21 protein-coding genes are annotated in these 22152 nt (G+C 64.6%); 13 read left to right on the top strand and 8 right to left on the bottom strand.

Going from position 1 to position 22152, the window contains the following annotated elements:
• The first annotated feature begins 47 nt into the window (after positions 1-47).
• The 7 genes from KYX69_RS11810 to KYX69_RS11780 all read left to right on the top strand — a co-directional run bounded on the left by KYX69_RS11810 (position 48) and on the right by KYX69_RS11780 (position 8977).
• On the top strand, positions 48-1220 hold the full coding sequence (locus tag KYX69_RS11810; protein ID WP_300497481.1) for a tyrosine-type recombinase/integrase: 1173 nt from the start codon (positions 48-50) through the stop codon (positions 1218-1220).
• A 35-nt stretch (positions 1221-1255) separates the two neighbouring features.
• Positions 1256-2821 carry a tyrosine-type recombinase/integrase gene (locus KYX69_RS11805; RefSeq protein WP_300497479.1) on the top strand — a complete coding sequence of 522 codons (1566 nt, stop codon included), beginning with the start codon at positions 1256-1258 and terminating at the stop codon, positions 2819-2821.
• Between the two features lie 83 nt (positions 2822-2904).
• On the top strand, positions 2905-4878 hold the full coding sequence (locus KYX69_RS11800) for a hypothetical protein (protein WP_300497476.1): 1974 nt from the start codon (positions 2905-2907) through the stop codon (positions 4876-4878).
• A complete protein-coding gene (locus KYX69_RS11795; protein WP_300497474.1) occupies positions 4871-5344 on the top strand; it encodes a hypothetical protein in 474 nt (157 codons plus the stop codon). The genes KYX69_RS11800 and KYX69_RS11795 overlap by 8 nt, the downstream gene beginning before the upstream one ends.
• Positions 5341-5838 (top strand): hypothetical protein, encoded by a 498-nt coding sequence (locus KYX69_RS11790; protein WP_300497472.1) that lies wholly within the window; start codon positions 5341-5343, stop codon positions 5836-5838. The genes KYX69_RS11795 and KYX69_RS11790 overlap by 4 nt, the downstream gene beginning before the upstream one ends.
• Positions 5835-8024, top strand: coding sequence for an AAA family ATPase (locus KYX69_RS11785; RefSeq protein WP_300497469.1), 2190 nt, complete (start codon positions 5835-5837; stop codon positions 8022-8024). Before KYX69_RS11790 ends, KYX69_RS11785 begins: the two co-directional genes overlap by 4 nt.
• 59 nt (positions 8025-8083) lie before the next feature.
• Positions 8084-8977, top strand: coding sequence for a hypothetical protein (locus tag KYX69_RS11780; RefSeq protein ID WP_300497467.1), 894 nt, complete (start codon positions 8084-8086; stop codon positions 8975-8977).
• A 264-nt stretch (positions 8978-9241) separates the two neighbouring features.
• Here KYX69_RS11780 and KYX69_RS11775 read toward each other — a convergent pair whose 3' ends face one another.
• Both KYX69_RS11775 and KYX69_RS11770 read right to left on the bottom strand, forming a co-directional pair.
• A complete protein-coding gene (locus tag KYX69_RS11775; RefSeq protein ID WP_300497464.1) occupies positions 9242-9898 on the bottom strand; it encodes a hypothetical protein in 657 nt (218 codons plus the stop codon).
• Positions 9891-10103, bottom strand: a complete 213-nt coding sequence (locus KYX69_RS11770; protein ID WP_066660637.1) for a helix-turn-helix transcriptional regulator — start codon at positions 10101-10103, stop codon at positions 9891-9893. Before KYX69_RS11770 ends, KYX69_RS11775 begins: the two co-directional genes overlap by 8 nt.
• Before the next feature lie 121 nt (positions 10104-10224).
• Between KYX69_RS11770 and KYX69_RS11765 the strand changes: the two genes are divergently transcribed.
• Positions 10225-11187, top strand: coding sequence for an IS1595 family transposase (locus tag KYX69_RS11765; RefSeq protein ID WP_300497458.1), 963 nt, complete (start codon positions 10225-10227; stop codon positions 11185-11187).
• A gap of 186 nt (positions 11188-11373) precedes the next feature.
• On the opposite strand, the gene KYX69_RS11760 is transcribed toward KYX69_RS11765, so the two are convergent.
• The 3 genes from KYX69_RS11760 to KYX69_RS11755 form a co-directional block, all read right to left on the bottom strand.
• Positions 11374-11706, bottom strand: a complete 333-nt coding sequence (locus KYX69_RS11760) for a hypothetical protein (RefSeq protein WP_300497455.1) — start codon at positions 11704-11706, stop codon at positions 11374-11376.
• Positions 11707-11776: 70 nt separating this feature from the next.
• On the bottom strand, positions 11777-12154 hold the full coding sequence (locus tag KYX69_RS23205) for a DUF3800 domain-containing protein (RefSeq protein WP_367280202.1): 378 nt from the start codon (positions 12152-12154) through the stop codon (positions 11777-11779).
• A 129-nt stretch (positions 12155-12283) separates the two neighbouring features.
• Positions 12284-12421: a hypothetical protein gene (locus tag KYX69_RS11755; protein WP_300497452.1), complete on the bottom strand. Its 138-nt coding sequence runs from the start codon at positions 12419-12421 to the stop codon at positions 12284-12286.
• On the opposite strand from KYX69_RS11755, the gene KYX69_RS11750 reads away from it, so the two are divergent.
• Entirely contained in the window at positions 12420-13046 is a 627-nt protein-coding gene (locus KYX69_RS11750) for a hypothetical protein (RefSeq protein ID WP_300497449.1), read from the top strand. The genes KYX69_RS11755 and KYX69_RS11750 overlap by 2 nt on opposite strands.
• A gap of 144 nt (positions 13047-13190) precedes the next feature.
• Positions 13191-13940, top strand: coding sequence for a Coq4 family protein (locus tag KYX69_RS11745; protein ID WP_300497446.1), 750 nt, complete (start codon positions 13191-13193; stop codon positions 13938-13940).
• 113 nt (positions 13941-14053) lie between these two features.
• Here the strand turns inward: KYX69_RS11745 and KYX69_RS11740 are convergent, their stop codons facing one another.
• Positions 14054-14941, bottom strand: coding sequence for a hypothetical protein (locus KYX69_RS11740; protein ID WP_300497445.1), 888 nt, complete (start codon positions 14939-14941; stop codon positions 14054-14056).
• A 68-nt stretch (positions 14942-15009) separates the two neighbouring features.
• On the opposite strand from KYX69_RS11740, the gene recF reads away from it, so the two are divergent.
• Positions 15010-16071, top strand: a complete 1062-nt coding sequence (recF, locus tag KYX69_RS11735; RefSeq protein WP_300497550.1) for a DNA replication/repair protein RecF — start codon at positions 15010-15012, stop codon at positions 16069-16071.
• 47 nt (positions 16072-16118) lie between these two features.
• Entirely contained in the window at positions 16119-18653 is a 2535-nt protein-coding gene (gyrB, locus tag KYX69_RS11730) for a DNA topoisomerase (ATP-hydrolyzing) subunit B (RefSeq protein WP_300497443.1), read from the top strand.
• Between the two features lie 313 nt (positions 18654-18966).
• Here the strand turns inward: gyrB and KYX69_RS11725 are convergent, their stop codons facing one another.
• Entirely contained in the window at positions 18967-19413 is a 447-nt protein-coding gene (locus KYX69_RS11725; RefSeq protein WP_294080342.1) for a hypothetical protein, read from the bottom strand.
• A gap of 497 nt (positions 19414-19910) precedes the next feature.
• The gene (locus tag KYX69_RS11720; protein WP_294080340.1) at positions 19911-20036 is read right to left on the bottom strand and encodes a hypothetical protein; all 126 of its coding nucleotides are present in this window, start codon (positions 20034-20036) and stop codon (positions 19911-19913) included.
• Between the two features lie 232 nt (positions 20037-20268).
• Between KYX69_RS11720 and KYX69_RS11715 the strand changes: the two genes are divergently transcribed.
• Positions 20269-22140, top strand: a complete 1872-nt coding sequence (locus tag KYX69_RS11715) for a DUF262 domain-containing HNH endonuclease family protein (protein ID WP_300497439.1) — start codon at positions 20269-20271, stop codon at positions 22138-22140.
• The last annotated feature ends 12 nt before the right edge of the window (positions 22141-22152 follow it).

Below are 22152 nucleotides of genomic sequence, written 5' to 3'. Positions count from 1 at the left end.
TTTCCGATATCCGGCAGTAGATTGAAGTGTAAAGTTTGAGGCCAGATATGTTCGAGATTCGGCAGGTCGTTATGGAAGATGGCGAACGCCTCTTCCATCTCGCCGACAAACAAACCGGCCTACCCGTCGCCGACGTCACCCGCTTCATGATCGTGGAAGTCCGGCCCTCCGGCGCCAGTTCCGGCACAATCCGCAACAAGCTGGCCGGCATAGGCGTCGGGCTGACCCTGCTGAGCGACCTCGGCATCGATCTTGAACAACGGATCCGGAGCGGCCGCTTCCTGGACGACGAGGAGCTGCTCTTCTTCTCGAACCGCTTCGTCGCCCGTGCCAACGGACAAGGCCGGATCAGCGGCAGCGTGGCTGCCGATCGCTACGTCACCTTCCTCGACTTCGTCGCATTCCGCGCCGGCGAGCTGCGGGGTTACGCGCCTGATGACGACCAGAAGATGATCACAACGGCGCTTGCCTCCTTCAAGGCACGCGCGGGACGGCATCGTCCTCGCCCGACGGGCGGATCAGAGTCCAGCGAGCGGCTCGGCCTCGATCCGGCGGTTCGCCTGCGCTTCCTCGAAGTGATCCAGCCCGGACACCCGGAGAACCCGTTCCAGAAGGCGCTTCAAGTCCGCAACCACGCCATCCTGCTGCTCGCCTACACCTTCGGCTTCCGCTCGGGCGAGGAGTTCTCCCTGAAGCGCAGCGACTTCGACGATCGCTCCACGCCGGCCACGATCACCATTAATCGCCGCGCCGACGACGTCGACGAGACTCGCAGGGAACCCGCGCTCGTGAAGACGCATGGCCGAACCCTTCCCATCGAGGGAGAAGCGCTTGCTGCGCTGGAGGCGTGGCTGGCGGAACGCGGCGACCGGAACAGATATCCGGCGGCGCGGAAGCACCCCTTCATCTTCGTCAGCCGCCTCGGCGATCCGCTCACCCTTCGACGCGGACGCCAGCTCTACGAGCAGCTTCGCGCCGCGCATCCCGAACTTGCGGGGCTCGTCCAGCATCAGCTGCGGCACGACGCCAACGACCGCTGGACCGAGGACGACAGGATCCACAAACCGGATCCGGCAGTGTCGCGGCAGGAGCGCAACTACGCGATGGGCTGGTCTGAACAGTCAGCCATGCCGGACCGGTATTCGAAGAAGTCCATCCGCGCCGGCGCCGCCAAGCGCATGGAAAGAATCCAGAAAGAGGGAATGGGGCAGAAGAAATAGTCACTGCTTCAGCCCGGGATACGAACTGCACGCCAATGCCAACCCACGCCCACGACTTCATCGAACGCTTAAACGGCGCGGACGAGACGTTCATCGTCTCGTTCTCGGGCCACCGCGTCGATACTTCGGCAAGGCGGTGGCGGCTTAGCCAGCAGCATGTGATCGACGTGTCCTGGATCGACGACGTGGAACGGCCTGTAGGATCGGCGCTTCGCCGGTTTGCCCGACATCTCGTCGCAAACTATTCGGCTGACTACGCCCGAGGCCAGCTCAGCTATCTAAAGAAGCTGGTCGCGCCCGATGTGGCGACCGCCATTTCGCGAGACCTGCAGTTCGACGACGCACTCAGCTATCGAACCTACGCCGCGTTCGGCGAAGAGGTCGCGAAAGGCATCTCCGGACAGCATCAGGGCGGATACCTCTCCGCCTACATCCGCTGGTATCTGTGGTGTCTGGACGGCGGGCTGTCTGTCTTCGACGCCGACGTCGGAGCCGAACTCGACCGCATTGAGTTCCGTGACGTCGCCAAGGGCGTCGCCGTCATGCGCCAGGACCCGTCCGCAGGCCCGCTGACGCGCGTGGAATACGAGGCTCTCCAAGAAGCTCTGCGCGGTGATCGCGCAACGGACCTGTCGCTTAGCGACCGCGTCGCCGTCTGGCTTTTCATCGCCTTCGGCACAAATCCCAAGAACCTCATCTGGCTCGACGAATCCGACCTGGTCTCCACCTCCCTTCAGGACGGAACCACCGTCCACGAGCTGCGCATTCCCCGCATCAAGAAGCGGACTGCCGGGCCCAGAGACCAGTTCCGCACGCGCAAGCTCATCCCCGAAATCGCAGCGCTGCTGCAGGAGCTGATCGTCGAGAATCGCGCGCTGGCTAGCGCAACGAACGGAACGACTGCGGCACGTCCTCTCCTGCGTCGTGACGAGCGGGCTGCGCTTATAGGGACCGAGTTCGAAGACGAGCGCTTCAGGATGGTCCCGACCGATCTGCGCGAAACGCTGTTCCGCGTCGTTCGCGTTCTCGACCTCCGCTCCCGCGACGGCTCCCCATTGCAGTTGACGCCGCGGCGCCTGCGCTACACGTTCGCGACCAGACTCGTCGCTGGCGGGGCGTCTCCCCAGGAAGTCGCGGATGCGCTGGACCATACCGACACCAGCCACGTCATGGTCTACTTCAACACGCGTTCCGACATCGTTCAGCGACTCGACAAGGCTCTCGGTCTCGCGCTGGCACCGATCGCCCAAGCCTTCATGGGGACCGTGATCGGCGGCAAGGATCAGGCCACGCGGGGCGCCGACAGGGCGAGCCGGATCCCTCACTACAGCCCAACCCTCAAGTCGCTCGAGACCGTCGGATACTGCGGGTCCTTCAGCCTGTGCGGGCTCTTCGCCCCCATCGCCTGCTACACCTGCAAGCACTTCCAGGCGTGGATCGACGGTCCGCACGAAGCCGTCTTCGACGAACTCGAACGCCAGCGCGACGAGCGGCTGGCGAGTGGCGCCGATCCCAAGATGACGCAGATCCACGATCGCACGATGCTCGCCGTCGCCGAGGTCGTCATCCGCTGCTCGCAGCGCGAAACGGACGCCGCATGACAGCCATTCCGTTTCCCCGCCATGGCCTCGGTGACGTCGTTCGCCCCTTCGCTACTCATGGCGAACGCAGGGCCCAGGCGAACATGACCGACTTCATCGCGACCGCGAAGGCGCGGAATCCGATCGGCGTCGCGGACTGGAACGCCATCCGCTGGCCGTTCCCGAAACGCAGTCGCGCGTCGGCGGCCAGCGAAGGAGGCCTGGTATTCAGCCTCCGCTCCGCCAACACGGCTGATCCCGGCGAATTCCCCGAGCCGTTCATGTCCTTCGTGAAGGCCATGGTCTGCGTCTACAACACCCGATCCAGCCAGCTATATGCGGTCGGCCAGTCGCAGACCCTCATCGCCGCTGCGCGCCTCCTGTTCGCCGAGATCCGCGACCGAGGCGGCGATCCCGCCCTGCTGGTCCACGGCGACTTCGACGGGGCGGCCAACAAGGCGGCGGCCTTGATGGGAGAAGGCGCAGCAAACATCGGCAGCAAGCTGAAGGTCATCGCCGACGAGATCGACAGGCATGGCCTCACCCGCCAGCCGATCGGCTGGCGCAACCCGATCAGCCGCGACCACAAGCACGATAGGGTGGGCGAGAAGGCGCTGAAGCGCCGGCACGCCAAGCTCCCCCCGCTCGCCACGCTGGACGCCATCGCCCACGTCTCGGCCCGCGACGATCTCGACGACCGCGATCTCGTCCTCCAGCGAGCCATCGACCTGCTCGTCTGCGGGGGCTTCCGGATCAACGAGGTGCTGACCCTTCCGCGGAACACCTGGGTGGAGGAACCCTCCCTCGACGAAGATGGCAACCAGCTCGTCGACCGCTTCGGCAAGCCCGCAGTCAACGTCGGCTTGCGTTACTGGCCGGAGAAGGGCGGCCATGAGGTCGCCCAGATCAAGTGGCTCCCCACCGTCATGGTCGATCTGGCGCGACGCGCCGTCGACGATCTGCTTCGCATCACGGCCCCGTATGCCGCCACGGCGCTCCACCAGCGCGCCCATCCAGGATCGACGCTTCTCGGCGAGCCATGGGACGGCATGCCCGATGACGCGCTTCTGACCACCGCAGACGTTGCCGCTGCGGTCGGATTGAGCGTGCGGATGCCCCAGATCGCGGGACGCCAGTTCGCCGTGGCGCAGGAGCTCGAAATGATCCGCGTCAACACGCGCGGCAAGCCGATCCTGGTCCCGCTTGGCTCCCTGCGTCGGCGACTATTCGAGCGATCATTCCACGGAAACGTCCTGAACGGCCTCGTCGGCACACTCGACGTCGCCGACTGTCTGTTCGTCGTCCCTTACATGTTCGTGAAGCGATCGCAGAACCGTGGCATCGCCGGCACCGTCCAGCTGATCACCGACGCCATGGTGCAGGTCTATCTCGTGAGCCAGGCCAACGGCAGCCAGCCATCCGTGTTCGAGCGGCTGGGCTACTTGGACGAGAACGGCGAGCCACTGCGCCTGAACTCCCACCAGTTCCGCCACCTGCTCAACACCCTGGCAGCCGAAGGGTCCGTATCCGAGATGGAGATCGCGCGATGGATGGGCCGTCGACAGCCTTCGCAGAACGCCGCCTACCAGCACGTCACGCCCATGGCCCGCGCTGAGGCTCTGCGGGAGCGACTGCGCGGCGGCCAGTCGATCGGCCCCGTGGCCGATCACGTCATGTCGATCCGCGATCCGGTTAGACGCGAAGAATTCATCGCGACTACGACGGCGACCGCCCACGTCACCGACCTCGGCTTCTGCGTGCATCCGTGGGACTCGCTGCCCTGCGCCGAGTTCGGCTCATGCACATCCTGCACCGAGCACCGCTTCCTCAAGGGCGATCCCGCCTCCCGCGCCCGAGCCGAGGCCGACCTGCGGCAGACGGAAGAGATCATCGGAATCGCCGAGACGGAATCCGCCGACGGCACATACGGCGCCGACAACTGGCTCGAGGCCCATCGGACGACCGCCGACAGCTTGCGCCGCATAGTCGCCACCCATGACGACGATAGCGTTCCGGACGGCACGCTCGTCCAGCTCGACCGTCGGCCGACGCATCGCAGGAGCGCGAACGATGCCTAAGGCCACAGCCCGCACTCAGCTCACGGCCAAGGACATCACCGGCATCGTCGTGGCCGTGACCGACCTGTCGCATCGCGTGCGGCCGACATGGGGGCACGTCCAGGGTGCCGCCCTGTCCGTCGCGAAGCGGACCTTCTCACGCCAGGCGCTGTCGGCGCACCCGGCGATCGTCGAGGCATACGAGTCCAAGGTCCAGGAGTATCGCAGCTTCCGCACGACCGGATCGGTTCCCAAGCTGGTTGAACACGACGTCTCGCCGGAACGATCCCGGATCGAACGGCTCGAGGCAGAGAAGGCCGACCTGGCGAAGAAGGTGGCCGCCCTCGACGAGCGGCTGATGCTGCACATCATCAACGCGGTCCGCCTCGGCATTCCGACGCGTGAACTCGAGCGGCCTAGCGAGAAGCCCTACAAGGGCGCGACCGACAGCACGACGGGCCGCAGGCCGCTCAAGTCGGTCAGATGACGCCCAACCCGCAGCGAGATGATAAGGGCATCGGTTCGCGGATCGCGGCCGTCCTCGCCGATCTCGACGCCACCTCCGATCGAACGCTCGGCGGGTCGGCAGCGGCGGCACGAGCCAACGCCCGCCGCGTCGCCGACCACCTCCTCGCAATGGCGGCCGCCGGCGAGGCCCTGCCGCGACATGCAGGGAAGGCCTCGCCGGGCAAGGTCGCCGCTGCAATGGCCGAGCGATCGGGCGCATCCTTCAACCGCCAGAACTTCGCCACGAACGAATGGTGCGCCAGGCTCCTCGCCGAGTTCGCCGACTGGGAAGGGAAGGCCCGAGGCGGCGCGCTGGCGGACGCGGTGGAGGCAGCCGAGGCGAAGCGTCCGGCCGAACGGCGCGTCGGCGAACTCGAGCGCGAGGTCCTCCTCCTGCGGGCGGAGAACCAGCAGCTGCGCAACGAACTCGCCGCGGTCCGCAGCCTGATCGCTCGCACCGGGCGGACACCTTGAGCCGAGCCGCCGTCTCGGTCGAGCTGACGGTCACGTCCTTCCACCCCGGTCCATCCGGCGGCGGCATCCTGATCGGCTGGGATCGCGACGATCGGCAGCGGCCCCGGCGCGCGCGGCTGCAGGACGAATCCATTCCGCGCCACCCGGCCCCGGGCGAGACGTGGCGGGTCACAGGGCCCGTCGTCGAACACCCCCATCACGGTCCCCAGATCCTCGCAGCCATAGCGCTGCCGCTGCTTCCGTCTGGCGGAAGCATCGTCCGCTGGATCGCCACCAGCAAGGCGATACCGCGCGTCGGCGAACGCACCGCGCTCCGCCTCTGGCTTGAACTGGGCGAACGCCTCTACGACCTTCTTCGTCAGGGCGACGCGGCGGCCATGTCTCCGCTCGTCGGTCCCGTTGCCGCCGCCGACATCGTCGCCGCCTTCGCGGGCCTCCGGCACGAAGTGGACGTCCTGCAGGCATTCGACCGCTACGGCGTCGAGCCACGCACCGCGATGGCGGCCTGCACCCTGTGGGGCGAGGCCGCCGTCGACCGGCTCTACGCCGATCCATACCTCGTCAACGCCGTCGAAGCCTGGAAGGTCGTCGACCAGCGGGCGCTTCGGCTCGGCGTCGCGCCCGACGATCCCCGCCGCCTGATCGCGGCGGTGGGCGAGACCTGCTCGCGCCGCTATTCCGGGCGCGAGCATGGCCTTGGCGGCAACCTCGCCAGCACCCGGCAGGAGCTTGAAACCGGGGTGGCGAGGCTTCTCGGCCAGCCGTTCGCGCATCTCGCCGGCCACGCCGTCGATCTGGCGCTCGATGCGGGCGAGCTCGTCGCCGAAGGCGATCTCCTCCAGTCTCGCGGCTGCAGCCTGATGGAGCGCGACGTCGAACGGCTGGTCCGCGCGCGATCCCATCGGCCCCGCACGCTCCTCGCGCCAGACATCATCGACGGCGCGATCCGCAGCGTCGAGGACGAGGCCGGCCATCACCTGGAACCCGCGCAACGCGATGCCGTCCACATGGCCGCGACCACCGGCTTCTGCGTGGTCGACGGTGGGGCCGGCACCGGCAAGACCACGGTGACCCTCGCCATCCTGCGCGCGGTCCGCGCCGGCGGTGGCGGCTACGTGCAGATGGCGCTCAGCGGACGGGCGGCGAAGCGCCTCGCCGAGGCGACCGGCCATGAGGCCATGACCGTCCATCGCTTCCTGAAGGGCGTCGTCAACGGCCGGATCCGCATCGCCGCCGGCACCGTCGTCATCGACGAGGCCTCCATGATCGGCACGCCCGACCTGTGGCAGATCCTCGCCTGGCTGCCGGTCGAGGTGGACGTCGTCCTCGTCGGCGATCCCGGCCAGCTGCCGCCGATCGCGCCAGGTCGCCCGTTCGCCGCCGCCATCGAGGGAAGCGTCGCTCGCACGACGCTGACCCGCATCCACCGCCAGGCGGCCGGCAGCGACATCCCGACGGTCGCAGCCGCCATCCGCACAGGAACCCTTTTGGACCTGCCGGACTTCGATTACGACCGTCCCCACCAGCCCGGCGCGTTTCTCGTCCGCGTGTCCGAAGCCGCCACGGCCGATGCGGCGCTCGCCACCTTCGAACGGATGGCCGGGCCACCGCCGACGGGCGACCGCGACTCGCTGCGTGCCTTCCATGCCGCCCAGGTCCAGCTGCTCGGCGCGACGATTCACGGCCCGGCCGGCGTTACCACGCTGTCCGATCGGATCGAGACGCGCTGGATGTCGAAGCAGCAGCCGATCTCCGACTGGGGCCTGTCGGTCGGCAGCAAGATCCTGTGGACCCGCAACTCCTACGACAGACCGGCGTCGTCGGATCGCCCCGAGGACGTTGTGGATCTCATGAATGGAAGTCTGGGCGTCGTCCAGCGGCCGACCTCCAACGGCGCCATCGTGCTGTTCGACGACGTGGACGGAAGCAGGGCCGAGGTGCTGCGTTCGGATCTGCGCAACATCAGGCGGGGATGGGCCGTGACGGTCCATAAGGCGCAAGGGTCCGCCTTTGCGCGCGTCGTCATGCCGATCTCGCGATCAAGGCTGCTCGACAGGCTGCTGATCTATACCGGCCTGACCAGGGCAACCACCACGGTCGTGCTGGTCGGTGACGAAGACCTGCTTCGGCGTGCACTGGCCGCAGTTCCGACATCCTGGTCCGGTCGGCAGACCCTCCGGCTTTGAGGGTGGGACAGGGGCTTCGGGATTGATCGCAGCGACGATCCCGAAGAAAGGAAATGAAGGTGTCATCCGTCGAACGGACGCAGCCGGCCCCGCTTCGGCTGGACCAAGACAGCATCCGACTGCTCGTGGCGCTGCACCGCGGCCATCACGTCCACCTGACCGACGAACCCACGCTTGCTTGGCAGATCAAGCCGCGCATGGTCGTCCCGGTCGAACTGGATCCCTTCAGCGGCGTCGAACTGGTCGATTACGATCCGTTCGAATTCGTCGATGCAAAGGTCGTCGGTGCGATGCGGCCGCTTGACCAGTGGCCGGCCGAGGCCGAAACCATCGACCTCGCAGTCGGTATCCGTCTGATCCGGCAGGGTCTGGCCCGTCGCATGGGCTACGCCCTCGACGTCACCCATGCGGGACGCCTTATCACCGTTCCCCGCACGGTCGACTGGCCGAAGGTGACCGAGATGCACCCGCGGCCGCCCGTCGAAGGCACACCGCCCGAATTCATTATTGTCGACGAGCCGATCCCCGTCAGCGAGATGCAGGCGATCCCTTGTGAGCAGCGCATCATCGTCTCGGCCCTCGACGACGGTTTCGAGCGACTGATCACCATCAAGGCCGTCGCCGGGGACCGCAGCGTAATCGCCCATCTCACTGTCCCGGAAGCAAAGGTGCTTCGCGGCGTGCGACTCCCGGTCGATGAAGACGGAAAGACCGTCGTGGACATCAGCCCCACAGTCCGTGTGGAACGTCGCGGCCGCAAGCCGACGACGCTCGAGCTCGACATCATCCAGGACTTCGAGCGGAAGCAGGACTTCGATCGGACGATCATCAGCCTGCCGAATGCGATGGCCGCCGTGTTGCGTCATGCGTTGGACATGGCAATCGCCGAGCGTCGAACGACCGACATCCGCGCAAGCGTCGCCTATGCCTCTTTCGATGCTGTTACATCATGAACCGCTATTCGACGCAGCGACTCTTTCTCATCGCGCAGCCGGCTGCTATGATGCCGCAGAGCCAAGTGGCAAGTTTCGCTCCGGGAACATCGATTCTAACGGCTCGATTCGAGCCTATTCGAAGCGAGACTTGACACAATGAGTTCGAAGAGCGTCGAAAACCTCGGAAAGCCGGGCTGTCTGACTGACACTTGTCAGTTAGTCTGCCGCATACGGGTCTGACCGGACCGGGAAGGTGCCCTGCGCGCCTTCCCGCCCGCGTCGTCAGAGCTGACCGAGGCCGCGGCGAAAGCCGATCCAAGTCGACACGACCAGATACACCGCCATCACCAGCGTGATCAGCGTCCAGCTGTCGACGTCCGCCACCAGCCCGAGCTTCGCCAGCGTGGCCCACACGAACAGCGCCAGCTGCGCGCCCCAGAAACACACTGCGCCGGCCATCACCGTCACCTGCCGTACAAGCTCGTCGCTTGTGCGATAGAGCCGCCAGTTGAGCCAGGTCTGGAACGCCAGCACCGCCAACACCGCCGCCGCACCGATCGCACGCCCGTTATCGCCCAGGCCCAGATGTGCCAGCACCGGCGGCGCGGCGAGGATCGGCCCGGTCAGCGCGATGATCACGCCCTGACGCCGGATCGCCAGCATCGAGTCGCGGTCGGGCGGCTCGCTGCCCGGCTGACGAAACGCCACCAGCCGCCGCCAGCGATCTTCCGACGCGCTCATCACCAGCACGAAACCGCCCATGAAGAACAGCATGAATGCGATGCCGAGCGAGGCAAGTTCGGCGATCGTCCAGCGCTCGAACCCGGTCGCATCGACAAAATTGGCGATGCCAAAGCCGAATCCGGCGCCCATCACGCCACCGATCAGCGCCTCCACGGCATGCCGCCGCACGCGTTGCCCGCGCGTCATCTCAGTCACGCTCGGGTGCAATCCAGTCATCGAGGAAGATTTCATCGACTGCCACTCCAAAGATTTTCGCCATCCGCAACGCCAGCGGTAAGCTGGGGTCATATTTGTCCGTCTCGACCGCGTTGACGGTCTGACGCGAGACGCCGAGCAGGCGTGCAAGGTCCCCCTGACTGAGACCCGCCTCTGCCCGTAAGATACGCAACCGGTTGTTCACCGAACATGTCCAGAAGTCTTGTCCATATGACAAGAGCTCTTGTCATTATTCGGCCGCAGCTGTCAAGAGCTCTGGACATTATATACTTTACAAAGCAGCCAATCCGGGGTAGTGAGAATGCATGACGAACCTCACCGCACCCCGCTTCACCGACGCAGACGCAGCCCGCGAGCATCTTGAAGCTCTGCGTTGGCCGCAGGGTCCGGTTTGCCCCCGTTGTGGTTCGGTTGACGCGAAGCGCCTTCCCGACCAGCGCGGCAAGCCTTCCAAGCGTCACCCGGAAGGCGCGGTTCGCAAGGGCGTGATCCAGTGCAACGGTTGCCGCCAGCAGTTCACCGTCACGGTCGGCACCGTGTTTGAGGACAGCAAGGTTCCGCTCAACAAGTGGCTGCTCGCCAACCACCTTATGGTTGCCAGCAAGAAGGGTATCAGCGCGCACCAGCTGCACCGTATGCTTGGCGTCACCTACAAGACGGCATGGTTCATGGCGCATCGCATCCGCGAAGCGATGACCTCGACCGACGATACCCCGATGGGCGGTAACGGTGGCGACGTTGAGGTTGACGAAACCTACATCGGTCGCGTCCCCGGCGCTTCGCGCACCCCGATCCACAACATGAACAAGGTTATCTCGCTGGTGGATCGCACCACGGGCCGCGCTACCTCGGTAGTGTTCACCGGCCACTTCACCGCTGACACCGTGGGCGCGATCCTGAACGACCGCGTTGCGACCGATACCCGCCTACTGACCGACGAAGCCCGCTTCTATAAGCTCCCCGGCAAGGCGTTCACTGGTGGTCACGAAACCGTCAATCATCGCGTTGGCGAGTATGTCCGCAAGGGTGACCGCGCCATCCATACCAACACGATTGAGGGCTTCTTCGGCATCTTCAAACGCGGGATGCGCGGCATCTACCAGCACTGCGGTTCGCAGCACCTGCAGCGCTACCTTGCCGAATTTGACTTCCGTTACAGCAACCGCGTGGCGCTCGGCATCAATGACGAGCAGCGCGCTGACCTCTCGCTTAAGGGCATCGCTGGAAAGCGCCTGACCTATCGGCGGATTGGTGCAGTCGCAGCCTAAGCACCCCGCGCTGGGGCGTAAGCGCGGTTTTAGGATTAGGGGCAAAGTGATGCCTTGACCTTGCCACATCAACGAATCATATCTGATACGTCCAGCGGGCCAGAGGGGTCGATCGACACCTAGAGCCAGCAACGCCGCCCTATAATGGTGCTATCGCAGGCATATCACCTAGGGCGGCGAGGACACCTAGAAGCCGTAATAGAACCGCATCCAAGCCAGTCTCTGGTCGGTGAGAGGCAGCCCCTCTGCCTCATAAGGAAATAGCTTTATGCTGTTTCCCTTATAGGCCTTTGCGGGTGCGTAGTATCTTCCGAGTAGCTCAATCTGCGGTCGGCTGTCGGTAATCCCAAACTCCGTGGACTCTACCGCAAGCGTCAGCGCACTTGCCGCCGCATCGGCAAAGGCGCATCCGTCTGACTGATGGTGCGGGATCGCTGTAACCAACTCAGCGTCGATATGCTCCCATGCCGCACGAGACTTTTTGTCAGTCTGCGGCAGTCGGCGAATATAGTCCTGCATCTCATCGTAGGGAAACTTGTTGCGCTTTGAGAAAACTATCTGGCAACGCTTATCGTCGTTCGATGCACTCTTAGAATCGCGACATATCCACGAAATTCTCGATCAGAAATTTCCCGTAATAAAAATACAATCTCTTGTGGTCACGTCTAAGCTTATCGTTCGTAAGCGATGGCTTGTGAACCAATATGCTTACTATTTGCACCGGGAGTGACGAAAGTATCTGCGCGATACGTATTTTGCGCTTGGCGTCTAGAGACGTAAACTTAAAAGACCAATCTTGGGACTTTTTGTATTCTGCTTTGAAATCGGAAATAGCCTCCGTCAAATTCGGGATGTTTTCCTGAGTAGTGACAACGGCGGTTAGCCCGAACCATTCGCTCGCGCCCTTTCCATGCTCGCCGCCCTCGCATCCCGACTCATCTATGTATGCTACAAAAGTTCCTGCCATAGTGCGCAGAAAGCCAGGCTAGGCTGATCGGAGTCAATCCACAGCTAGGACCTAACGCTCCCAGCGCTTGGATCACGTGAGCCAAATCTGCTATAGGGGCTTTTCGAGGTCCACGCCGGAAAGGCTCGGTCACAGCGACCGGGCCTTTCTGCTGTCTGGTCGCGGCTTAGGCTCGCTTGACTCTTTCGGCTTGTCGTGCGGCTTTGGTGGGGTGTTGAGCATCCGGCGCAACACGTCGTCTTCCTCGCGTCTCTCGGTGGCTTCCATGTCAAACTCCGTCGATGATCAAGAAGTCGATCTGGCAATGCGCTGCGCGGTGGGCGGGGCCATTTTCTCCTGGTCCAGGCTGGAAAACGTTCTGGCGAAGACGTTCAATCTGACCATCGGCAACAGCGCAGCTTACTCAATTCTCGGCTGCATCCGCGCATTTGAGGCGCGTCTGAGCATCGTCAATGCCTCTATCACACAAACCTTCGGAGGCTCAAACGACGATATAATCGAGAAATGGCGCGCACTGTCCGCGCACATTTCCAAGATATCCAAAAATCGAAATATGATCGCGCATTCGCACCAGATCGCGCCCGGAAAGATACAGCCGTATTTCGATTGGTCCAAGGTATTCGACTACGATCCGAATGCATTCCTAAGCGTATCGGACGTTGAGTCATTCGCCAATGACTTCGCCCAAGCGACGGGCGCGCTCTTAGCGTTGAACGATCACATTAGGTATCATGTCGATCTATCTCGCGGGGGCGGTGAAGGCGCGGAGCTTTGGTATAAGAACGCGATAGGATTTCATAAACAAGGTCATGATCTACTAGACCAGCTTGTTCACGATAAAGCCCAGAATCGCGCAAAGCACGGACGCCCTCCGCAATCATCTCGTCAGTAATTTCGAACTCAACCGGCCTGTCACGCTCGGTTTGCGTAGCTCGTTCAGTGTGCTTTGTCATGTATATAATGTCCAGAGCTCTTGTCACCTTGCATAACTGCGGCTAACCACTTATTGACAACTCTGTCAGTAAGGGCGGTCCATATGGCAACTCAGGCGATCGACTGGAGCAAACCGCGCAAGCGCGAATGGGGGACGGCGCTTACCGCGCTGCGCCGTCTGCTCGCCAACGGCGACGATACGGTGCAGGTGTTCCGCATCATGCGCGCGCTGAACGGCGACACGCTGGCGCGCAATTATCGCCGTCTGCTGAGCACGGCGGAGGGCGGGCGAATCGCCTATCGCCGCACCGAACTGGCCGACAAATTCTCCGACCGCGCCTGGCTCGACTCGCTGCCCGAAGGCAGCGTCGGCGCGGCCTATCGCGCCTTTCTCGATCGCACCGGCTATTCGGCTCAGGGGCTGGCAGATGTGAGCTATGCCGACGCCGATGTCGAACGCGGGATCGAGCATCCGCATGCCTGGTATGGCCGGCGCGAGCGCGACATTCACGACATCTGGCACGTCGTCACCGGCTACCAGGCCGACGAACCGCTCGGCGAAGCGTGCCTCGTCGCCTTTTCCTATGCGCAGACCGGCGGGCTTGGCTGGGCATTCATTGCGCTGGGTGCGGCGCTCAAGAGCCTGCGCGTCACCGGATCGCGCAGCTTCGCCAAGGCGGTGCGCGAAGGCTATCGCCATGGCAAAGCCGCGCGCTGGCTGTCGGGCGAGGATTACGAGCTTTTGCTCGCCGAACCGCTCGCCGCGGTGCGCAAGCGGCTGAACATCGGTGATCCGGTGCTGTACCGCGCGGCGCAGGCCGAATTGCGCGACAAGGGCCTGATCGGGATCTGAAAGCAACGTTCCGTTTGTGCTGAGCCTGTCGAAGCACCGCTCCTGCCGCTGATGTCGGGCACGCCCTTCGACAAGCTCAGGGCAAACGGGCGGATGGCTTAGCCATGCCCGCCCTAACGCCGCACCCCGCGCATCGGGCTGTCATCCTCGACCGGGGTGAGCACCTTGAGGTCTTCGCGCAAGGTCTTGCGATCGCGCACCGTCGCCGGCAGCATCAGCACCGCGCCCCGGAAGCTCGCCGGACCGAAGCGTTGTAGCCGGTACAACTCCATCGTCTGTCCCGCCTCACCCCGCACCGACAGGCGCAGCAATGTGCCCTTGCCGAACAATTCCGCTGCAGCCTTGGCGAGGTTGCGGCGCGTGCCCTCGGGCTCCAGCGCGGCGACATCGGCGGGCGCCATGTGCATGCGAATGAGGCGCCCGACCTGCGCCAGCTCCGGATCGCTCGACATCACCGCTTCCAGCCCGTTGGGGCGCGGGTCGCCGACCGCGCTGAGCCGCCAGACCTTGCCGCTGCGGCCACCCACCTCTTCGGTGCCGACCGGCACGACCTGAAACGTGACCACCGGCGGCGGCGTGATCAGCATTTCACGCCCATCGTACAGGCGGACGACCCGTGTGCCGTCCGGGCGCAACTCGCCCGACGCCTTCGCCGCTGCCTCGGCCTGCTCCACGCGCTTGCGTTGCGCATCCGCCAACGCAGACAATGCCGCCATCACATCGCCGCGCAGCGCCGCGACCGGTTCCATCTTGTACTTGGTCTTGTCGATCGCGACGCGGCGCTCGTTCATCAGATAATCCTGGCCGTCGCGGACGATGATGCCGCGCCGCTTGCCGGCCCACAGCCGCGCATTGCCATCGTCATCGAAGTTGATCGTGATCGCGTCGGCGCGTCCCTCCTTGCTGTAGCTCGCCTCGATCCCGTCGATCACCCGCGTCGCCGGATCGCCGCCGCATCCGGCCGTGCCGAGCAGGATTGCCGCCAGAATCAGTCGCTTCATAAGTCCCCCCGGACGCTATCGCCGCGCGGACGCTATCGCGCGCCACGCTGGAACGCTAGATGCCGCTGATGGCCCTCACCCGCCTCGTCCTGACCGATTTCCGCAACCATCGCGACACGATCCTGAATGTCGGGACCGGCTTCGTCGTGCTGGCGGGCGACAATGGCGCGGGAAAGACCAATGTGCTGGAGGCGGTGTCCCTCCTCGCCCCCGGCCGCGGCCTGCGCCGCGCGCCGCTGACCGAAATGGCGCGACAGGGTGGCAGCGGCGGGTTCGGGGTGGCGGCGCAACTCGATGGTGAGGTCGAGATCGGCACCGGCACCCAGCCCACTGCGCCCGAGCGTCGCATCGTCCGGGTCAATGGCGCGACCGCCGCGGCGACCTCGCTCGGCGAGTGGCTGACCGTGCTGTGGCTCACGCCCGCGATGGACCGGCTGTTCGCCGAACCGGCAAGCGAGCGGCGGCGCTTCCTCGACCGCCTCGCCCTCGCACTCGTCCCCAGCCATGCCCACCACAGCGCGCGCTACGAAGCCGCGATGCGCGAGCGCAACCGGCTGCTCGGCGCGGAGGAGCCCGCCGATCCCGACTGGCTGACCGCGCTGGAGGCGCGCATGGCCGAACATGGCGCGGCAATCGACGCGGCGCGCCGCACCACCGTCGCCCAGCTCTCCGAACGCCTCGTCGCGCAACCCGAAGGGCCCTTCGCCCGTGCCGGCCTTGCCATCGAAGGTGACGATGCGACCGACCTCGCCCAGCGGCTGCGCATTGGCCGCTCCCGCGACACCGCCGCCGGGCGCACGCTGACTGGGCCGCATCGTCAGGACTTGGCAGTCACGCATCTCGGCAAGGGCCAGGCCGCGCATCTCTGTTCGACCGGCGAGCAAAAGGCGCTGCTGCTCGCCATCGTCCTTGCCCATGCCGAACTGGTCGCGGACCGCACCGGCCGCGCCCCGATCCTGCTGCTGGACGAGGTCGCCGCGCATCTCGATCCCGCCCGCCGCGCGGCGCTGTTCGAACGGCTCGCCGGGCGCGGACAGGTATGGATGACCGGCACTGAACCGGCGCTGTTTGCAGAAGCAGGGGCGGCGATTCGGCTTACCGTTCACGACGGCGCGATCCACCCCGCTTAAGGCCCATTTCGCTTCCGTTTTGTGACGGCGGACCCTATATGCTGGGCATGGCATCAGACGACAACAACACCACCGATTCCGCCCCCAACTCCAACGCCTACGGCGCCGACAGCATCAAGGTCCTCAAGGGCCTCGACGCGGTCCGCAAGCGGCCGGGCATGTATATCGGCGACACCGACGACGGTTCCGGCCTGCACCACATGGTATTCGAGGTTTCGGACAATGCGATCGACGAAGCGCTTGCCGGGCATTGCGACAAGATCATCATCCAGCTGAACGCCGACGGATCGGTCTCGGTCGAGGATAATGGTCGTGGCATCCCGACCGGCATACACAGCGAAGAGGGTGTGTCGGCGGCGGAGGTCATCATGACCCAGCTCCACGCCGGCGGTAAGTTCGAAAACACCTCGGACGACAATGCCTATAAGGTGTCCGGCGGCCTGCACGGCGTCGGCGTGTCGGTCGTGAACGCGCTCAGCGAATGGCTCGATCTCAACATCTGGCGCGATGGCGAAGAGCATTACATGCGCTTTGCCTATGGCGACGCCGTCGCCCCGCTCAAGGTGATCGGTCCGGCGAACGGGAAAAAGGGCACGCGCGTGACCTTCCTCGCCTCGACCGAGAAGACGCCGGGCGATGGCGGGACGTTCAAGAACCAGATCGAATATGATTTCGACAAGCTCGAGCATCGCTATCGCGAGCTGGCGTTCCTGAACTCGGGCGTGCGCCTGTTCCTGCGCGACGCGCGGCACGAAGAGGTCAAGGAAGTCGAACTCTATTACGAGGGCGGGATCGCCGCCTTTGTGAAGTGGCTCGACCGCAACAAGTCGCCGCTGTTCCCCGACCCGATTTCGGTGACCGGGCAGCGCGACGATATCGGCATCGACGTCGCGCTGGAGTGGAACGACTCCTACTATGAAAACGTCCTCTGCTTCACCAACAACATCCCGCAGCGCGACGGCGGCACCCACTTGGCGGCCTTCCGCGCCGCGCTGACCCGCACGATCAACAGCTATGCCGACAAGTCGGGCTTGCTGAAGAAGGAAAAGGTCACGCTGACCGGCGACGACATGCGCGAAGGTCTGACCGCGATCGTCAGCGTCAAGCTGCCCGATCCCAAGTTCAGCAGCCAGACCAAGGACAAGCTGGTCAGCAGCGAAGTCCGCCAGCCGCTCGAAGCGCTGATGGCCGACAAGATGAACGACTGGCTGGAGGAAAATCCCGCCCACGCCCGCATGATCATTCAGAAGGTGATCGACGCCGCCGCCGCGCGTGAGGCGGCGAAAAAGGCGCGCGAACTCACCCGGCGCAAGGGCGTGATGGACATCGCCTCGCTCCCCGGCAAGCTCGCCGATTGCCAGGAGCGCGATCCTGCCAAATCCGAACTGTTCCTGGTGGAGGGTGACTCGGCCGGCGGATCGGCAAAGCAGGGCCGCGACCGCCATTTCCAGGCGATCCTTCCGCTGCGCGGCAAGATCCTGAACGTCGAGCGCGCGCGCTTTGACCGGATGCTGTCGTCCAAGGAAATCGGCACGCTGATTCAGGCGATGGGCACCGGCATCGGGCGCGACGACTTCAACCTCGAAAAGCTGCGCTACCACAAGATCGTCATCATGACCGACGCTGACGTGGACGGCGCGCATATCCGCACGCTGCTGCTTACCTTCTTCTACCGCCAGATGCCCGAGATTATCGAGGCCGGGCACCTCTTCATCGCCCAGCCGCCGCTGTACAAGGCGAGCAAGGGCCGGTCGGAAGTGTATCTGAAGGACGATGCCGCGCTCGACGACTATCTGGTCGAGGCGGGCGTTGCGGGCAACCGGCTGGAAACCGCCACGGGCACGCGCTTCGGCGACGATCTGGCGAGCCTGGTCGACCATGCCCGCCGCATGAAGACGCTGATGCGCTACGTCCCGCGCCGCTATGATTCCTCGATCATCGAGGCGCTGGCACTGGGCCGCGCGCTCGATCCCGAAGCGACGCGCGAGCAGCGTGGCGAGCGGCTGGCGGCGGTGACGCAGCGGCTCGACCTGACCGATGCCGATGCGCGCTGGACCGCGCGGGTGACCGAAGATGGCGGCTTCCACTTCGAGCGCTGGTGGCGCGGCGTGACCGATCACCACATCATCGAGGCGGCGTTCCTGACCTCGGCCGAAGGACGCAAGCTCCACGCGCTCGCGGCGGAACAAGCCGACAGCTATGCGCAGATCGCCAAGCTGGTCTCCGCCAAGGTCGCGCAGGTCGAGGAAGCGGCTGCGGTCGCGGAGGGTGAGGAGGAACTGCCCGTCGCCGCCGCCAAGGGCGAGACGCTGGTCGCGCGGCCGAGCGAACTGCTCGACGCGATCCTGGCCTCGGGCCGCAAGGGTCTGTCGATCCAGCGCTACAAGGGGCTGGGCGAGATGAATGCGGAACAGCTGTGGGAAACCACGCTCGACCCGGCCAACCGCTCTATGCTGGTGGTGCAGGTCGATCAGGCCGACGTCGCGGACGAAATCTTCACGCGCCTCATGGGCGATGTCGTCGAGCCGCGCCGCGAATTCATCCAGGAAAACGCGCTCAGCGTCGCCAATCTCGACGTTTGACCGCAGAATTCTGAAATAAACCGATTGCGTGTCTACAGTAAGTGATTGCGTGTCTAAAAACGGCAATTGCGTGGATATCTTTTGACGGACTGTAGTCGGCGACAACGACATTGTGGGCACCGTCGCCCGCGTAGGCTGGGGTCATGACGCGCGCTCGTGGAGGTCTCGAGGTGAAGCTGTCTCTTCACCGTTGGCCTAATCCCTTCGGACAGGTGGCCATTCACCTTCCGTTCCGTCGGCCGAGGCACTTTTGGAGCCGAAGGGCGTTCGCTCGGATTGGGCGCCCGCGCTGTTAGAGGCAGGCGCCTGAGGCTCAGCCAGCGGCAGCTACCGGCTCCTCCAGGTCGTTTGCGGCGAGCCGGCGTAGCAACTCCGCGCCGCGCGCGAGGCCCTTGGCCACGTTCGTCTTCGGTCGGCCCGGCCGGTAGTCCATCCCGTCCGGATCGAAACTCGTCAGCCCCATCTCGCTAACCTGGCGCGCGAGCAGGAACGGTCGGCGGCGTGGATCGGCCCAGACCGAGCAGTCGGTCTTGACGTGGACGATCCGGTCGCGGTGCATCCCCACGAGGATCCGCTTGGGGCCTTCCGCCTCGCGTCCGGGCTCGAACACCAGGTGGACGTGGTCGGCGTCGAACTGGTCGGAGGCAGCCTTCGCGATCGAACCGAGCTTCAGCAGGTTGACCGAGGCGCCGCCGGTGATCACCACCGGCGCCGTCTGCTGGGTCATCATCGCCCGGAGGGGGTCGGCGATGGCGCGCATGGCTGCGATAACGCCTGAATCTGACGCTTGCCGTTGTCATCGAACATTCGTTATCTCCTTCGTCCGCACATCAGCGGAGCGCTTTTCCCCTCCCGTCGAGAGCGCACTGAAGGCGTCAAGCACGGTGTATGTGCACTGCCCCCTGCCCGAGGGACGATGGTTCGGCGGCACGGCGTGCCGTGCGGCGATCAGGTTAGCGGGCAGCGCGAGCCCAACTGCGCCCGTTGGGACGCGGCGTCGGCGATCAGGCGGCCGCCGCATCGAGGGTGTGCACCTCGATGCAGCTGCCGGCCGTGGCCTTCCTCGCGGCGGCGACGAATCTCCGCATCGCGCGGATGGTGCCGGCTGCCAGATCCGCCGGGCGGCCGTGCCGCCGCTCGAGGCCGTCCGGCCCGATGGCGAAGTGAAAGGTTGCCGCTACGGCGCCGCGGTGCCAGGACGTAGCGGCCGTCGGCGTCGGTAGCAAGCGCACAGTCGTGCGTGATTTCCGCGCCGCCCTACCCGTCCGCGACCGAAACGGAGAAGCTGAGCGGCCCCATCGACTTAGACGACTTGCCGAATTCGAGCGAGACCAGGCTCCAGCCCTGCTCAAGCGCCGCGGCCAGCGCGCAGGCCTCGACCATCGATGACGGCAGTGCAACCAACGGGAGCGAAGTATCTCGCGATGGCCTGTGTGTTCTCGAACACCGTGTCCAACCGGCGCGGTGTTCAAGACGTCGGTTGCGGCTTCGGTCCGATAACTGTTCGCTCGATGGCTGCGAAGCGGATCAAAACAATCTTGCTCGCCGCTCCCCCTGCCGCATAAGTCGATGATCGGCCCTGCAGATCGATTGCATGTGTCGGTGGGGGGAACATATGCAGCCGACCTACATGCCGATCGCTCAGATCTTCGGCGCTCAGACCAGGCATACAGTGCCGCTGTTCCAGCGCCCCTATGTCTGGTCCAAAGAGGAGCAATGGGAGCCGCTGTGGGAAGATGTGATCGGCCTTCTCGACCGGCTTGAGGCACGTCAAGGTGATGAAGCGGTCGCAAGCCACTTCCTGGGGACAATCGTTCTCGAGCAGACGCCCAACGCGACGGGCAGTCTGCCTCGGCGTGAGGTGATCGACGGGCAGCAACGTCTGACGACACTGCAGATCCTGCTGAAGGCGTCCGAGCACGCTCTCGCCGAAGTTGAGGCGGGCATCGATGGCGATGACGCTGGTATGGTCGCCTTCGCGAAGCAGCGGTTGGGCATGCTGACTGCCAACACCGCCTATGAACCCCAGGAGAGATATAAGGTCTGGCCGACCAACGAAGACCGGGATCCCTTCCGCGCCGTTCTCGACAGCGACGCGGCGTCCGGCCCGACGGGTCAGACGACCAGAATGGCGGAAGCCTATCGGTTCTTCCGCTCGGCGGCGCTGGCTTATCTCCGGCCTGACACGGACGTTGCTAGGGCCGGGCATCGTGCTCAGCGGTTTGCCGCCGCGCTGGCGGACTATCTCAAGCTCATCGTCCTGGATCTTGACCCCAGCGACGAGCCGCAAGCGATCTTCGAAACGTTGAACGCGCACGGCACCCCACTCCTGCCGGCTGACCTGATCAAGAACTGGCTGCTCTGGGAAGCGTCGCGGCAGAAGCTCGACCTCACCGATCTTTACGAGCAGCACTGGCGCCGTTTCGATCGCGATCACGAGTTCTGGCGCAAGCAGGTAGGCACCGGGCACGCTGCACGCGCTCGTGTGGACACGTTTCTGCAGAGTTGGCTCACGAAGGAGACGCTCGAGGTCGTCTCGGCCAAGCACCTATACGACAGGTTCCTGCGCTATGTGAACGCGCTTCGGCAGCAAGCGCCCGATGGCCGTATCGATGTGGCGGCTTTGATGACGGGCATTGCGCGTGATGCCGTGCTCTTCGAGCGGATCGCCATCGCGAGCGGCTCCGACCGGTTCTCGCGCTTTCTTCAACGCCTCGGCATTCTGGATGTCGTCGTCCTCGATCCCGTGCTGCTCGCGCTCATGGGTCGTGACGGATCCGACGAGCAGGATCGCATCACCGCCGCTGTGGCGATCGAGAGCTACCTAGTGCGCCGTATGATCTGCGGGCAACAGACACGCGGCTACGGGGCTCTCACAATTCGGCTGCTCAAGGCCATCCGCGACGTTGCAGTCGACCAGCCTGTCGCACCGACGATCGCCTCGGAACTCGCTACCACCGCGAGCGGCGCAGACTCATGGCCCGATGACGAGACGTTCGGCACCCACTGGGCAAGCCGGCGCTTCTATAACGGACTGCGCCGTGATCGTGTCCTGATGATCCTGCAGGCGATCGAAGAGGCTTACCAGACGCAGAATTTCAAAGCCGAGCCCATCCTCACCTTCGATCTGTCGAAGCTGCAGATCGAGCATATCATGCCGCAGAGCTGGCAGGAGCACTGGCCGCTGCCGGAGGACGGCGTTACCGCCGAGGGTCGTTCATGGTCCGTCGATGGGATCGGCAATCTGACGCTGGTAAGCGCCCGTCTCAATCCGTCTCTTTCGAATGGTCCGTGGAACGGTGTGGTGGATGCATGCAAGCGCAGCGGTCTGGAACAGCACAGCAAGCTGGAGCTGAACCGTCGCTTGCTTGCTGAACATCCTGATTGGGATGATGATCGCATTCAGGTGCGTGCTCGTGACCTCTTCAAAGAAGCGAAGACGATTTGGCCCCCAGCCCCTCTCTCCGCCGAAGCTGAAGTTAACTAGGAAGACACCTTG

Origin of the sequence: Sphingomonas sp., assembly GCF_030145815.1 — a bacterium.
Lineage (GTDB): Bacteria > Pseudomonadota > Alphaproteobacteria > Sphingomonadales > Sphingomonadaceae > Sphingomonas.
The sequence above is the reverse complement of the archived record's forward strand: the minus strand, read 5'-3'. Positions and strand labels throughout refer to the sequence as shown.